The organism is Labrenzia sp. ATLA3 (genome assembly GCF_057180185.1).
The window spans coordinates 58,673-74,173 of record NZ_JBXUKV010000007.1; the positions used below are offsets into that span (position 1 = coordinate 58,673).

A 15,501-nucleotide genomic window follows, 5' to 3' on the forward strand; every position below is an offset into this window, starting at 1 on the left:
ACCGGGTAGGTGAGAAATCGCATGCCGCTCGGCACCAAACGAAAAGCGCTTCAGATAGCAAAAAGGCTCCCGAAACGGGAGCCTTTCAAAGCTTGAGCTGCGATGTCTGATCAGTCGAACAGCTTGTCGATATCCGCCTGGGCGCCGCCCAGCAGGGCATCGATGTCGTCCTGCGACACGCCTTCGCCGGAATGCTGCGGACCGTGAAGGATCAGTTCGCGCTTGCGACGCTCCGCCTCGGATTCGACCACGTTCGCATCCAGATCTTCCGGAATGCGCAGTTGCTCGATGAAGGAGGTGACGCGCTCGTCGATGTATCGCAGCGTTTCAACCACCTTGGAAATTCTCTGGCCGGTAATGTCCTGGAAGGTGCAGGCCTCGAAGATGCTGATCATCTTGTTGCTGACCAGTTCCTGGTAGGCATCGTGGTCGCTGGCATCAGCCCCCATGATGTCTTCAGCCGCTTCCATGATTGTGTTGGTGGCTTTTTCAGTCGCCTCCACAATGGCATCCAGTTCCCGTCCGGCGTCCGGGATCTTGCTGCCTGTCATGTCATTGGCACGCAATTGGGATATTTCATCCTTCATGCGCCTGATTTCTCTGGCAATCGTAGTCAGTTCCTCGGTGATGGCCGGTTGGACCGTCGACAGGAAATCATGCATCGAACCTGACATGACCTCTGCAAGATGCATTACGTCTGTCAGAGAAACTTCGCCTTCCCTGTTCTTGTTTTCCTCAAGGAAGTCTATGACTCGGGCAATGTTTTCTTGTTTCATGCTAGCCACTAGGTCGAGCCTTTCCAATTGGGAGCATCCTCCGAAGCGCAGAACCGAAGTACTAAGGAACCGCTATTACTTCTCGGGTGCGCCAGAACAAACCCGGCCTGCCTGCCCAGCAAGACCGCGCCGATCATGTGCATCCGTCCGGCACTGGCGGGGGAGCGCCCCAGGGCTTGTCCCCCGCCATGTGCAAGAAATTAGTCGGAGAAGACTGCCTCGATCTTGCCTTTCAATGTCTGAGCATTGAAGGGCTTCACGATGTAGTTGTTCACGCCGGCCTTTTTGGCGGCGATCACGTTTTCCGTCTTGGATTCAGCAGTCACCATGATGAACGGTGTTTTGCTGAGGCTGCCGTCGGCACGAACCTGCTTGAGCAGTTCGTAACCAGTCATCGGCTCCATATTCCAGTCGGAAATCACCAGGCCATAGCGGCGCTGTTTCATTTTTTCCAAAGCTTCGGTGCCGTCCGCAGCATCGTCGATGTCTTCGAAACCAAGTTGCTTGAGCAGGTTCCGAATGATGCGAATCATCGTTTTGTAGTCATCGACCACGAGGACCGGCATCTGAAGATCAAGGGCCATTGTCTACTCCATACTGTCAATTTGCGCGGCCCCTGGCCGTGGGCCGGTGGAAACGCGTTATGACTTCGAAGGAGAGCGACACATTATTGTGTCCTCACCTCCCCACACTCAACACAATCTACGGGCCGCCCCTGAAAAGACCGTTAATAGCGGACGTTTTTTTTCTTCGCCCAAAGCACAATTGCCAGAAAACCTTGCACCGCCTAGCGTCCGCCTACTCTCAATCAAGCAAAAAAAGGGCGGAAACCGTGATGTTGGAACTGCAAAAACTCTGCTTCGAAGATCTTTCGGTGGGTATGAGTGAACAACTTGTAAAGCACGTCAGTTCTTCGGACGTAGTGGGCTTTGCGGAAGTATCCGGCGACCGAAACCCTATTCATCTGTCCGAACATTTTGCGGCCCGTACGCCTTTCAAGACGAGAATCGCCCATGGCCTCTATACGGCCAGCCTGATTTCGGCCGTGCTCGGAACCCGGCTGCCCGGCCCCGGCGCGATCTATCTTTCGCAGACGCTCAACTTCAAGGCCCCGGTCAGGATCGGCGACGACGTCAAGGTGACGGTTACCGTCGAGGAACTGATGGAGCGAGGTAATCGGGCCCGGTTGTCGTGTATCTGCAGTGTCGAAGGCAACGTCGTCCTTGAGGGGGAAGCGCTGGTGAAGGTTCCAAGCCGTGACGAGGACCAATCAGGTCTTTAACGGACAGCGTCCACAAAGGCGTGGGTGTGAACCAATGAACGAAGGTTGACTGGTTTGAGGTGGATTGGTCGTCCTCAAGGGGGACGCACAGGAAATGCGACTCATTTTCAAGCTTTCGCACCCCTGAAGAGGGCCAATCCGGTCAACTCCGAAGGACATGGGAAATGCCATTTCGTCTTCATGCGAAGGTCAACTCCCAGGTCTTCAGCACATACCCATCTTGACCTTTGCTTTGCTTGACGGCAGGTTCCACGCCAAAGTCGGCAGGACCTTCTCCGGGGTTTGCTGGCATGTTCCTGCAAAACTGGCCGGCACCACGGTCCGTTCTGCCGTCATCCTTGCGCGAAAGTTTGCCGCATGAGCTCCAAAGATCCTTCCAGCTTTCCGATTATCGAAAATCTGGATGCCTTTCCGGCGGCCCTGAAAGGCGGCATCGTGGCCATTGGCAACTTCGATGGCGTTCACAGGGGGCACCGGGCTGTTCTGGAGGCCGCTCTCGGCCTCGGTCACGGGACACATCATCCTGTCTATGCCATGAGCTTCGAGCCGCACCCGCGGACGGTCTTCAATCCGTCCAAACCCGTCTTTCGTCTGACACCGCCGCAGCAGAAACTTGACTTGCTGCGCCTGTGCGGGCTCGACGGCGCGCTTATCCTGCCGTTCACCAAGGAATTTGCGGGCATCGAGGCCAACGCCTTCGTTCAGGATATCCTGATCGATACGCTCGGGATCTCCCATGCGGTCACCGGATATGACTTCCACTTCGGCCGAGCCCGACAGGGCACGCCTGACTATCTGCGCTCTGCCGGTGCCAATCACGGTTTCGGCGTGACAATCGTGCAGCAGCAGGACGACGAAGGCGCCGAGATCATTTCCTCCACCCGGATCCGCGAAAGCCTGTCGCGGGGGGATGTTGCGCAGGCGAACGGCCTTTTGGGCTACCGCTGGTTCTTCGACGCGGACGTGCGCCATGGGGACAAGCGGGGCCGCGACCTCGGCTACCCGACAGCCAATATGAGCCTGGTCGAGGATTGCCCGTTGAAACAGGGCATCTACGCGGTCAAGGTCCGTGTCGATGGCGCCTGGCATGACGGTGTTGCCAGTTACGGCCGCCGCCCGACCTTCGACAACGGCGCTGCTCTGTTTGAAGTGTTCCTGTTCGATTTTACCGGCGATCTCTACGGCAAGACGCTGCGTGTTCACCTGGTATCCTATCTGCGCGGCGAGGAAAAGTTCGATACGGTCGAGGCCTTGGTCGCCCAGATGGACAGGGACAGCGAAGAAGCCCGCGCCGCACTGGGATCGCTGCAGCCGCTGTCCGAACTCGACATGAAGCTGCTCGACCTTTCCGCCTGAACCGCCGCCAATTATTTTCTCGATTCTGACGGTTCAGCCTTTTCCCGGCTTGCCCCGAGCGGTGTTCGACTTCACAAGGAAGTCGGACCGGAGATTGATGCTGCGGCACTCAACACGAGGGTCCATACCCTTGGGTCTTTGTCCGGCCCTTTCCTTGTTGCCAGCCGATGTCCAATGCGGTCGTCTGATCGTCGGATAGGCGGCGATATCCCAGTTTGTGCGGTTTTCTTTGGTGAAGACGCTCCGGAGGTTGCAGCACGATGAAGCGTCAATCCAGTTCTTCACAGACAGAGGGCGTCGAGCAGAACCCGCTAACGGCGATTTTTCTGATGACGTCGGCCATGCTGCTGCTGCCGGTCATGGATATTACCGCCAAATATCTGTCAGCGGACCTGCCGCCGCTTGAAATCACCTTCGGCCGCTTCTTCTTCCAGTTTCTGTTCAGCCTCGCAATCGCACTGTTGACCGGCCAGCTCCTTCAGCTCAGGGGCAAACAGCCGGTGGTGAACTATTTGCGCGGTATCTTTCTGGGCACCGCGTCCCTGTGTTTCTTTACCGCCGTCAAATACATGTCGGTAGCGACCGCGATCTCAATCTTCTTCATCGAGCCGATGGTGCTCACCATCCTTGCGGCTGTGCTCTTGAAGGAACAGGTTGGCCCGCGCCGGATTGGCGCCATTCTCGTTGGTCTGTTGGGCGCCATCATCGTGCTGCGGCCGACACTGGCCGAAGTCGGTCTTTTCAGCCTGCTGCCGGTGGTGACCGCCGTTCTGTTTTCCTTCTACCTGCTGCTTAACAGGCTCTACCCCGTTCGCGACGATCTCTTGACCATCCAGTTCAGCGCCGGTCTGTCCGGCTCGGTGCTGCTCGGCATCGGGCTTCTGATCGGAAATCTGACGGGCATCGAAGGTACGGAATTCGTGATGCCGGATGTGCCCCAGTCCAGCCTGCTGGCGTTGATCGGTCTGATTTCCTTTGCCGGCCACGGCCTCGTCGTTTCCGCGTTTCAACGCGGCAACGCCAGCCTGCTGGCACCGCTGCAATATATCGAGATCGTCAGTGCGACCCTGTTAGGCTATCTGGTTTTTGCCAATTTCCCGGACGGGCCGACCTGGCTCGGGATTGCTCTCATCATCATGAGCGGGCTCTACATCACCCACCGGGAGCGAAAGCTGAGACAGATGGCGTCAAAGTGACTGGGCAACCGCACCTTTGGGTGCGCCTTGTTCGGCACCGGCGGCAACCGATTGCAGCCTGCGCAGGCCCAGCCAGACAAGAATTACCGGCAGGACGGGCGCAATCGGCAGGCCAAGCCAGATCGCAAACGGGCTGGTGGAAGCCGACAGGCCGATGACGATGAACAGCGCGATTTTCTCGTAGGGCAGAAAACCGTTTCTGAGCCCCTCGCGGATCAGGAAAGCGCAGGGAATGATGATCAGCGTCAGGTCATAGGAAAGGGCGAAGGGCGTTACCAGCAAGGTGCCGCCGACCAGGACCGGGGCCCGCACGGCCATAGCCTCCGTCCGGCGCCAGACGCGCCACACGCAGAGGGCAGCAGCAAGGGCAAAGGCGGCCTGAAGCATCATGGCCGGAAGGTGGGCAAGCCCGAGTACCCTGCCCGCGCCATAGACCGAAATCATCTTGACCCATTCCACGCCGCCCAGCTCCATCATGGCCGAGGCAACCGGTGCCTGCACCCAGAAGGCCTGCCAGACGCCAAAGCCAAGCACCGCGACGCTGAGAGCCGCAAACACCAGCGTTGTGACCGAGGCACTGAGGAACGTGCGCCAATTGAAACTGGCAACCAGGGCCAGCGGGATCAGGATGCCGAGTTGCGGCTTGATGGTCAGCAGCCCCAGCGCAACACCTGCCCAGAGCATCTGCCGCCGTTCGATCCCGACAAGAAAGAAACCGTAAAGCGCTGCTGTGAGAGCCGCGTTCTGCCCATGAAAGGCATTGTTGGCGCAGGCGGGAACGAGGATCAGACAGGCAGCCAGCAACCAGTTGCCCGCAATCAGGCGGCAAGCCAGGCACAGAAGCCCGGTGGTGATCCCGATAAAGGCCGCAAACGCAATCTTGTAGGGCAGAAGCGCGAGTGGCATCTGCAGCATCTGGAAAGTGGGCGGATAGAAGAAACCGAAGACGGTATCCGATCCGGTGAACTGCTGCTGGAGCGCGGAAAACGCGGCGGGACTGTAAGCCACCTCCGGCGTACCGTTGAGGGCCTGCCCCCCCGCGAGCCAGAAGCTCAGGTAATCCATCAGCAATGTGCCATTGGGCGCACCGAAACTGTTGGGCACGACCAGCATCCAAAGGAGACCGAGCGTAAAACCGATGGCCGAACACAGACAGGCAAAGCCGATCCTGTCCCAGCTCAGCCAGTCGCCGGTCACGACCCCGCGGGACCAGAGGCTCGCCTGTTCCACCGCTTCCGGCGATCCCATCGCCATCTGTTTCGCTTCATTGGCCATCTTGCCGGTCTGTCCGTCGCTCACCCGTCCCAATCCGGGCCTATCCATGCCGCAAAGACATTCATATTCGGTTACCTGAAGCCAATTTCAGACAGTCCTGCCGGTAGAGCGCAGACAAACAACACAGGATTTGCCGGAACATCTTTATTCATCGCCGAAGTGCTGCTATGTCCCTTGCCATGCAACACACGGCTCTCATAGTCGTCGCCAGACCGACGACCGCGATTACGCGAATTACTTGCCCGGCCTTCGGCTGACGCGGCAATGCGGCGCCAGGGACCGGGACTTCCTGATTTCATGTTGCTGCCCGAAAACGGGACGGCAATCATCCTGACAAATGACGCGGGCCCAGGGCCCGAACGACCGGATCGACGTGACGATGACCGAGACAGATAAACGCGACTATTCCGAAACGCTGAACCTGCCGCAGACCGAATTCCCGATGCGTGCAGGACTTCCCAAGAAGGAGCCGGAAATCCTGGCCCGCTGGGAACAGATGGACGTCTACAAAAAGCTGCGCGAACAGGGCAAGGGCCGCAAGAAGTTCGTGCTGCATGACGGGCCTCCCTATGCCAATGGCAACATCCACATCGGCCACGCGCTCAACAAGACGCTGAAAGACATCGTCACCCGGTCCATGCAGATGACCGGATACGAGAGCAACTACGTGCCGGGCTGGGACTGCCACGGCCTGCCGATCGAATGGAAGATCGAGGAACAGTACCGCGCCAAGGGCAAGAACAAGGACGAGGTGCCGATCAACGAATTCCGCCGTGAGTGCCGGGAATTCGCCGAGCACTGGATCGACGTGCAGCGCAAGGAATTCAAGCGCCTCGGCATCGAGGGCGACTGGGACAATCCTTACCTGACGATGCGCTTCGAGAGTGAAGCCATCATCGCACGGGAACTGATGAAGTTCGCCACGTCCGGCCAGCTTTATCGCGGTTCCAAACCGGTGATGTGGTCGGTTGTTGAAAAGACCGCACTTGCCGAAGCCGAGATTGAGTATCAGGACTACCAGTCCGACATGATCTGGGTGAAATTCCCGATTGAAAGCGCTGGTGGACGCGATGAGGCCGCTGTCGAGGAACTGCTCGACGCAGCCGTCGTCATCTGGACGACCACCCCCTGGACCATCCCGGGCAACCGCGCCATAAGCTATTCCTCCCGTATCGACTACAGCCTTTACGAGGTCACGCAGGACGGGCTGCCGGACGACAACTGGGTCCAGAAGGGCGACAAGCTGCTCCTGGCCGATGCGCTTGCCGGCGAAGTGTTCAAGAATGCCCGCATCACCGATTTCACACGGGTACGGGCCGTCAGCAATGACGAGCTGGAAACGCTGACCTGCGCCCATCCGCTGGCCGGTCTCGACCTCGGCGGATATGATTTCGACGTGCCGCTGCTGGACGGAGACCATGTCACCGACGATGCGGGTACGGGCTTTGTCCATACCGCTCCGGGCCACGGCACGGACGACTTTGAAATCTGGATGACCAAGCGGGCCGATCTGGAAGCGCGCGGCATCAACACCGCCATCCCGTTCACCGTTGCCGATGACGGCTTCTACACCAAGGAAGCCCCGGGCTTCGAAGGTTGCGAGGTCATCACGCACAAGGGCGAAAAGGGCAAGGCCAACAAGGCCGTTATCGAGAAGCTGAAGGAAAGCGGCAACCTGATCGGTCTCGGCCGGTTGAAGCATTCCTATCCGCATTCCTGGCGCTCCAAGAAACCGGTGATCTTCCGCAACACGCCGCAATGGTTCGTCTATATGGACAAGCAGCTTTCCGGCGAAGGCGACACGCTGCGCACGCGCGCGCTCACCGCCATCGACGAGACGCGCTTCGTGCCGGGTGCCGGTCAGAAGCGTCTGCGGTCGATGATCGAAAACCGGCCGGACTGGGTGCTCTCGCGCCAACGCGCCTGGGGTGTTCCGATCACCGTCTTCATCCACAAGGACAGCGCGGAAGTGCTGAAGGACGAAACCGTCAACAAACGCATCTACGATGCCTTTGTATCGGAAGGTGCCGACGCCTGGTTCGCGGACGACGCCAAGCAGCGTTTCCTGGGCAACGATTACAAGGCCGACGAGTGGGACATGGTCACGGACATTCTGGATGTCTGGTTCGACAGTGGTTCCACCCATGCCTTCGTGCTGGAACAGCGTGAAGACCTTGCGCCCAAGCGCAAGACCGATGGCGGCCAGGATTACGTCCTTTATCTGGAAGGCTCCGACCAGCATCGCGGCTGGTTTCATTCCTCGCTGCTGGAAAGCTGCGGCACACGCGGCCATGCGCCCTATGACGCCGTTCTGACCCACGGCTTCACCATGGCCGAAGACGGCCGCAAGATGTCGAAGTCCCTCGGCAACCAGGTGTTCCCGCAGGACGTCATCAAGCAGTATGGCGCCGACATCCTGCGCCTGTGGGTGGCTTCCACCGATTATTGGGAAGACCAGCGCCTGGGGCCGGAGATCATCAAGACCAGCGTCGACAGCTACCGCAAGCTGCGCAACACGCTGCGCTGGATGCTGGGGTCCCTTGCCCATGCCACCGGCGAAGAAGTTGCCGCGTCCGATATGCCGGAGCTGGAGCGGCTGATGCTGCACAGGCTGTACGAACTCGACAAGATGATCCGCGAAGCTTACTGGGAGTTCGACTACAAGAAGGTCTTCCACCAGTTGTTCACGTTCATGACGGTGGAACTTTCGGCCTTCTATTTCGACATCCGCAAGGATGCGCTTTATTGCGACGCGGCCTCCTCCGTGCGCCGCAAGGCCTCTCTCTTCGTGATCGACAAGCTGTTCGATTGCCTGGTCACCTGGCTGGCACCGATGATGCCTTTCACCATGGACGAGAGCTGGACGTCCCGGCACGGCGAGGACACTTGCGTTCACCTGCAGCAGTTTCCCGACATTCCGGCCGAGTGGCGCGACGATGCGTTGGCAGCCAAATGGGCGAAGATCAAGACGGTGCGCCGCGTGATCACCGGCGCGCTGGAAATCGAGCGCCGCGAGAAGCGGATCGGTTCGTCGCTGGAAGCTCACCCGGTCGTGCATGTAACCGACCCGGAGCTGATGGACGCGATCCAGGGCAAGGACATGGCAGACATCGCCATCACCAGCCAGTTGACGCTCAGCAGCGAGCCGGCACCGGAAGGCGCTTTCACGCTGAGCGACACCAAGGGTGTTGCCGTTGTGCCCGGTCTTGCCGATGGCACAAAATGCGCCCGTTCCTGGAAGGTGCTGCCGGAAGTCGGCTCCGATCCGGACTATCCGGACGTGACCCTGCGCGATGCAGCTGCCCTGCGTGAATGGGACGCCGCCCATGCCGCGGGCTGAGCAGCAGGGTTTCCGGTCACGATGACACCTCAGGAAACATCTTCCAAAGATACGAAACGGCCCCTCCTCTGGGGCCGTTTCAGCAGCTTCGTGCTGCTGATCGTGCTGATGGGCGTTGCCATCGACCAGATCAGCAAGCTCTGGCTTCTCTACGGCTTCGATCTTCGCCACAACGGACCGGTTGATCTTCTGCCGTTTCTGGAATTCGTGCTGGTCTGGAACCGCGGCATTTCCTATGGCCTGTTCCAGCAGAACACCGAACTGGGGCGCTGGCTTCTGGCCGGCTTGACGGTTGCGGTCACCATTGGACTGTGGATCTGGTCGGCGCGTTGCCAGTCGCGCCTGTTGGCGCTCGCTCTGGCGCTTGTCATCAGCGGAGCGATCGGCAACGGCATCGACAGACTGGCCTTTGGCGCCGTGGTCGATTTCGTCCATTTCCATGTTGGCACGTTCTCCTGGTACGTGTTCAACATGGCGGATGTGTGGATCGTTGCGGGCGTCGTCGCTCTCCTGTATGACAGTTTTCGAATTGGTCCTAATTCAGCCGTAAAATAGTGGTTTAGGCTGGGCTAAGACTGATCGCGGGCGGAGTGCTGCCGGCTGTTTTTTATGAGAAATCGAGGGGTCTGCGCAGTGCGGACGTTAGTTGGGTTTGTAAAGAATTCTGCAGTGCTGGTGCTTCTGGCCGGCTTGGCCGCGTGCCAGGCGGCAGATGGCACGAGCCAGGCACCGGATGTCGCCCTTGTCAATTCGGTCATGAAAGGCCTTGGCGCTGTCGATCCGAACGAAAAGCCGATCGAATACAAACCCCGTGCGCCCCTTGCCATGCCCGCGGAGCCGACAAGCCTGCCTGAGCCGGAGACCAATGTCGCCGGCGTGAACGATAAGAACTGGCCTGATCAGCGCGAGAACGAAGAGCTGACCAAGCTGAAGGAAATTTATGCCAGTTCCGGCAAGGCCGGTAGCATGAACAGCGATAAACTGACGCCGGAACAGGCGCGCGGGTTCAAGATTACCGGTGCGACCGGCCAGACCCGCGACCTGGAAGCAGAGCGGCGTTTCAACGAAGTTACCGAAGGTGGCAAGCTGACCCGTGCGGAGCAGAAAGCCGAATGGGAGCGCTTGCAGAAATTGCGGTCCCAGCAGGCCGGTATCGAACAGAACGGCCTGTCTTCGCGTCGCTATCTGACCGACCCGCCCACCGGCTACAGCACGCCGTCGCCAGATGCACCATTGCCCGAAGTCGTGAAGAAAAAGGGCAAGCCGACCAATTACGACGAATACAGTGCCAAGCCGCTCGATCCGCGTTGCCTGGAAGGCGATCAGGCTTTCTGTAAATGATCGATCGTTGAGCGGACCTTCGCTCACGCGTCAAATGACAAAAATGTAACGGGACCTCCGGACCACACCTCCTATATGGAGGTAGATCCGGAGGTCTTTTTTGTTGGCCACCTTGAAATTGTCCGGCCTTGCGCTTTTCCCTGCCCTTGTTGAAGCGCATGCTGACTGAAAGACAAAGAACGGGAGTTGCATGTGAACCCATCCCCCTCAAAACTCGCCGCGACCTCCCCCGTGCGGCGGTTGAAGCGTTCCATCGGCCTGGTGCTTATGCCTGCGCTCCTGCTTGCCGGTGGCACGGCTCTGGTTCCGGCAACCGCCTTTTCCGCCCCGGCAGCCACTGGAAATCTGACGATTGCCCCGAACCTTGAAAGCTTCACGCTGGCCAACGGCTTACAGGTGGTGGTTATCCCGGATCGCCGTGCACCGGTGGTCACCCACATGATCTGGTACAAGGCCGGCTCCGCCGATGAACCGGAAGGCCAGTCCGGCGTCGCGCATTTTCTCGAACATTTGATGTTCAAGGGCACGCATGACCATCCCGATGGCGAATTCTCCAAAATGGTTGCCGATCGCGGCGGCCAGGAAAACGCCTTCACCAGCACGGATTACACTGCCTATTTCCAGAAGGTTGCCAAGCAGCACCTGCCGCTGATGATGGCGCTGGAAGCGGACCGGATGGAAAACCTTGTGCTGACCGACGACGTGGTGACGCCGGAACGGGACGTGGTTCTGGAAGAACGGCGCATGCGGGTCGATAGCGAACCTGGTTCCCGTCTGCAGGAAGCCCTCAATTCCATCACGTTCGTCAACCACCCTTACGGTTCTCCCGTCATCGGCTGGCAGAGCGAAATCGAAGCGCTCAACAAGGAAGCTGCGATTGCCTTCTACAATCGCTTCTACACGCCCAACAACGCAGTGGTGGTGATCGCCGGCGATGTGGATGTGGATGCGGTTCACAAACTGGCTGAGGAAACCTACGGGAAGGTTGCCCGGCGCGCCGAACCTGGTGAACGCATTCGCCCGGCCGAACCGCCGCTTTCGGGCGAAAGACGCATAGCCGTTTCCGACCCGCGCGTGCGTCAGGAATCCCTGTCACAGACCTGGATTGTGCCGAGCCAGACCACCGGCGAAGGCCGTACTCCCGAGGCGCTCGACATCCTGTCGTATATTCTCGGCGAGGGTCCCTCCAGTCGTCTGCATAAAGCGCTGGTCCTCGATCAGGAAGCCGCCCTGAGCGCCGGGGCCTACTATCAGGGCAACAGCCTCGACAATGGCCGCTTCGGCGTCTACGCCGTGCCGCGTCCGGGCTACACGCTGGAGGACATGGAACGCCTCATCGAGGTCGAACTGAAAAAGCTGATTGAAACGGGCGTCACTGAAGATGAAGTCGCACGGGCCCGCAACAGTATGATCGCCAGCGCGATCTATGCCCAGGACAGCCAGTCCGGTCTGGCACGCCTGTTTGGCGGCGCCCTGACCACCGGGCAAACGCTCGAGGATGTTCAGACCTGGCCGTCTCAGGTGCAGGCCGTCACGCCTGAAGACGTTGTTGATGCGGCACGCACCTATCTCGCCAGCATGCCGGTGACCGGCGAATTGCGTATGGAACCGCCGGTCGTGCCTGACGCCGCCCTAACCGATGCGCCCCAGATGAAGGACAAGTCCTGATCATGGCACACTCTTTCCTCGCAATGCGCGGTCCCGTTTCCGCATTCGCCCTGTCGCTCGTAGCCCTGCTTGGCATGATGAAGCTGGCGGAGGCCGTCGAAATCCAGGAAGTCACCAGCCCGAAAGGCGTCACGGCCTGGCTGGTGGAAGACCACACCGTGCCCATTATTGCGCTCAACTTTTCATTTGATGGCGGCTCTGCACAGGACCCGGCCGGCAAGGAAGGCCTGACACGCCTGCTTGCCGCCACGCTTGACGAAGGTGCGGGCGACATGGATTCCGAGACCTTTCAGTCCAAACTGGAAGAGCTGGCCGTCAGCATCAGCTTCAACACCGGCAAAGACCGGTTCTACGGCAGCTTGCGCACTCTGACGCCTACCCTAGAAGAAGCAAGCGACCTTCTGGCGCTGGCCGTCAACCAGCCCCGTTTCGACGATACGCCGGTTGAACGAATGAAAGACCAGCTTTCGCAAAGCGCAAGACGCAATGAAAGCGATCCTAGCGCGATAGCCGGCAGGTCCCTCGCCGAAACGATGTTCGGCGATCATCCCTACGCCCGGCCGACACTCGGCACCGCCGAGACATTGGGCGGCCTGACTTCGGATGATCTTGAAAGCCAGCAGAACAAGCTTCTTGCCCGCAAGGGACTGATCATCGGCGTTGTCGGCGCAATCGATGCTGAAACCCTTTCCCGCGTTCTGGACAAGGTTTTCGCCCCACTGCCGGAGGAAGGTCAACTCACCGAGATTGCCGATATCGAACCGGAATTCGGGACAGAGGTGAACCAGCAACTGGCCGTTCCGCAAACCACGATCCTGCTCGGTCTGCCGGGTCTGACCCGAGACGATCCGGATTATCAGGCTGCCTATGTGATGAACCATATCCTGGGCGGCGGGACTTTCACCTCGTGGATGTACGAGGAAGTGCGTGAAAAACGCGGACTTTCCTACGGCGCGGGAACCTCACTCTCACCCTATGCGCACACGGGTCTTCTGATCGGCAACGCCGCAACCAAGGCGGACAGGGCGGATGAGACGGTGAAGATCATGCTGGAACAGATCCAGCGGATGGCCGACACCGGGCCCAGTGAAGACGAACTGCAGTCTGCCAAACAATATCTGACCGGCTCTTATCCCTTGCGCTTCGACAGCTCCGGAAAGATCGCCCGTCAGTTGGTCGCGCTGCAGGACGCCGGGCTGGGGATCGACTATTTCGACCGCCGCAACAGCGAGATCGACGCGGTAACGCTGGATGACGTCAAAAGGGTTGCCAAACGCCTTCTGGCGGACAAGTCCCCCACCGTGGTGACGGTTGGCCCCAAGCAGGGATAACACCGCGTCTCCTGCAACATGCTTCAATGACAAACGCCCCGGCTCAGACCGGGGCGTTTTCGGTTTCAAGGCTGCGGGTCGCAAATCGGGCACGAGATCCGTTGCCGGGCAAGGCCTGCGGCGGTGTTCACGGCATCAGGCACAATTCCGAGGGACCATTGCGATCCCCTATTCCAGAGGCAATACCGAACCCTGTGAGGATGGCGCGGAAAGGCTGACGGGAAAGCCCTGGGCAGCCTGCTCTTTTCCCTGAAGCGACTGCTCACGATAGAATGCAGCGGCCTCGGAGCGCAGGCGTTGTCATCTATTGGATAGGTTTGGGTTCAGCTAACGCGAGCCGCGAGTGGTTCAGCCAGCAGCGGACCGTCTCGGGCCGGGCGCTGGTGCGCCCTGGAGCACTTCAGCCCGCACCGGGCGCGGCGGTGAGAACAGGTTGCCCTGGGCAAGCTTGACGTCATAGTCCAGCAGTTCCAGCACCTGGGACTCTGTTTCAACGTGATCGGTGATCAACTGCATGCCATAGCGGTGCAAGAGGTCACCAAAGTCGGACGGATGGATGTGGCCATGCTTGGCCTCACGGCGGCCGATGAGATAGTCGGCGTGCAGCTTGCCGTATTTGAACCCGCGGCCGGCCAGCGAATTGAAATCCATCTTCATGTCGACAATCTGATCGACAGAGAAGCGGAACCCGGCTTCAAACAGCGAACTCAGGCTCTCCAGTTCCATTGCGCCCATCTGAGCGACATCGTTCTGGGAGAATTCGAACACCAGGACATCCGCCAGATCCTGATTGGCCTTCACGAATTCCAGGAAGCCCGGGAAGAAGGTTTCGTCGACAAGCGACTGCGACGAGATATTGCAGAACAGGATGGCGTTGCGATTACGCGAGGTCAGCCTGCGAACCACCTGTATGGAACGGAACAGCAGCAGATTGTCGATCCGCGCGATCTGGCCGGAGAGCACCGCTTCCGGAACAAAGGCTGAAGCTTCAATCAGATTGCCGCCATTGTCCCGCAAGCGGGTGAAGGCTTCATAGAATTTCACCTGGCGCTGCGGCAATGACACAATCGGCTGCAGGTGCAGTTCCACACGATTGGCGTTGAGCGCCGACGTGATCAGTTCGCGCATGGCCATGTTCGGCCTTGGCTTTTCTACCGGCGCGGTGCGCTCTGGAAGACGCTGTTCAGGTTGCTCGGGGGGATCGAACGAAAAATCCTGCTCGTGATGAACCGGCTGCTCATCGGCGTAAACATGACCAAGTTTGTCGCCAAGGCGCGGTGTTTGAACGCCATAGCGACGCTCGAAATCGTTCATGTCCCGCCCGGGCGCGGCACTAGAAGCATAAGGGTCCTGCATGCCCGCGTCAGGCGTCTGAGCATAGGATGGTGCCGCGGCCGGACCCGGAGCCCGCTGCTGGCGCTGCGGTGCAGGGGCCGGGGCCGGCTGCTGCACAGGCGGCCAGTTTTGCGGCCCCTGATAGGAAGAAGGCCGGCTTTCGTCCTGATAAGGTTGCTGTGGCTGCTGGTAGCGCGGCAGGCTGGGCATCTGTGGCGGCGGGGCGATGGCCTGCTGGTCCTCTACCCTCGCCTCCAGATCCGACATGGCCTCGGCCATTTGCTTGACCAGGGTTCCCAGAACCTCGACTTCGGCAAACAGCGGATCGATTTCGGCGCGGGTCCGGCGCGGCATGGTGTGCTCCATACCCGTGAGCCTGCCTTCGATATTGCCGACATCCTCGTCCAGATCCGCCATGCGTTCTTCAAGACGGTCCACCGCCTCGCTGACGGCGCCACGGTCGCGCGCGCGCCCGATCAGCAGATGGATCAGGATCATGGTGCACATGAGCGCAAGCGACAGGGAAACAGCTTCGCCGAACGGCCGTCCGAACTGGAAGATCAGGACTGTCGCAGAGGACAGCGCGATCACGGCCATGCAA

The 15,501-nt window shown here is 59.5% G+C and carries 12 protein-coding genes; 8 read left to right on the forward strand and 4 right to left on the reverse strand.

What is annotated here, in order from left to right:
• Positions 1-110: 110 nt before the first annotated feature.
• Complete coding sequence (locus tag AC2A6O_RS19435) at positions 111-776, reverse strand: protein phosphatase CheZ (protein WP_148585249.1); 666 nt, start codon at positions 774-776, stop codon at positions 111-113.
• Positions 777-976: 200 nt separating this feature from the next.
• The gene (locus AC2A6O_RS19440) at positions 977-1,360 is read right to left on the reverse strand and encodes a response regulator (RefSeq protein WP_006935666.1); all 384 of its coding nucleotides are present in this window, start codon (positions 1,358-1,360) and stop codon (positions 977-979) included.
• 251 nt (positions 1,361-1,611) lie between these two features.
• On the opposite strand from AC2A6O_RS19440, the gene AC2A6O_RS19445 reads away from it, so the two are divergent.
• From AC2A6O_RS19445 to AC2A6O_RS19455, 3 genes are all read left to right on the forward strand, one after another.
• Positions 1,612-2,058, forward strand: coding sequence for a MaoC family dehydratase (locus tag AC2A6O_RS19445; protein ID WP_498929547.1), 447 nt, complete (start codon positions 1,612-1,614; stop codon positions 2,056-2,058).
• 357 nt (positions 2,059-2,415) lie between these two features.
• Positions 2,416-3,414, forward strand: coding sequence for a bifunctional riboflavin kinase/FAD synthetase (locus AC2A6O_RS19450; RefSeq protein ID WP_148585251.1), 999 nt, complete (start codon positions 2,416-2,418; stop codon positions 3,412-3,414).
• A gap of 260 nt (positions 3,415-3,674) precedes the next feature.
• Complete coding sequence (locus AC2A6O_RS19455; protein WP_498929549.1) at positions 3,675-4,610, forward strand: DMT family transporter; 936 nt, start codon at positions 3,675-3,677, stop codon at positions 4,608-4,610.
• Here the strand turns inward: AC2A6O_RS19455 and AC2A6O_RS19460 are convergent.
• A complete protein-coding gene (locus AC2A6O_RS19460) occupies positions 4,602-5,909 on the reverse strand; it encodes a glycosyltransferase family 87 protein (protein WP_498929551.1) in 1,308 nt (435 codons plus the stop codon). The two genes, AC2A6O_RS19455 and AC2A6O_RS19460, sit on opposite strands and share 9 nt — an antisense overlap.
• Before the next feature lie 355 nt (positions 5,910-6,264).
• Between AC2A6O_RS19460 and ileS the strand changes: the two genes are divergently transcribed.
• The 5 genes from ileS to AC2A6O_RS19485 all read left to right on the forward strand — a co-directional run bounded on the left by ileS (position 6,265) and on the right by AC2A6O_RS19485 (position 13,565).
• Positions 6,265-9,225 (forward strand): isoleucine--tRNA ligase, encoded by a 2,961-nt coding sequence (ileS, locus tag AC2A6O_RS19465; protein ID WP_498929553.1) that lies wholly within the window; start codon positions 6,265-6,267, stop codon positions 9,223-9,225.
• Positions 9,226-9,246: 21 nt separating this feature from the next.
• Positions 9,247-9,780 carry a signal peptidase II gene (gene lspA / locus AC2A6O_RS19470; RefSeq protein ID WP_148585254.1) on the forward strand — a complete coding sequence of 178 codons (534 nt, stop codon included), beginning with the start codon at positions 9,247-9,249 and terminating at the stop codon, positions 9,778-9,780.
• A 78-nt stretch (positions 9,781-9,858) separates the two neighbouring features.
• A complete protein-coding gene (locus AC2A6O_RS19475) occupies positions 9,859-10,566 on the forward strand; it encodes a hypothetical protein (protein WP_148585255.1) in 708 nt (235 codons plus the stop codon).
• Between the two features lie 267 nt (positions 10,567-10,833).
• Entirely contained in the window at positions 10,834-12,234 is a 1,401-nt protein-coding gene (locus tag AC2A6O_RS19480) for a M16 family metallopeptidase (RefSeq protein WP_498930149.1), read from the forward strand.
• A gap of 2 nt (positions 12,235-12,236) precedes the next feature.
• Positions 12,237-13,565: a M16 family metallopeptidase gene (locus AC2A6O_RS19485; protein WP_498929556.1), complete on the forward strand. Its 1,329-nt coding sequence runs from the start codon at positions 12,237-12,239 to the stop codon at positions 13,563-13,565.
• A 348-nt stretch (positions 13,566-13,913) separates the two neighbouring features.
• Here the strand turns inward: AC2A6O_RS19485 and AC2A6O_RS19490 are convergent, their stop codons facing one another.
• Complete coding sequence (locus AC2A6O_RS19490; RefSeq protein ID WP_498929558.1) at positions 13,914-15,497, reverse strand: EAL domain-containing protein; 1,584 nt, start codon at positions 15,495-15,497, stop codon at positions 13,914-13,916.
• Positions 15,498-15,501 lie beyond the last annotated feature (4 nt).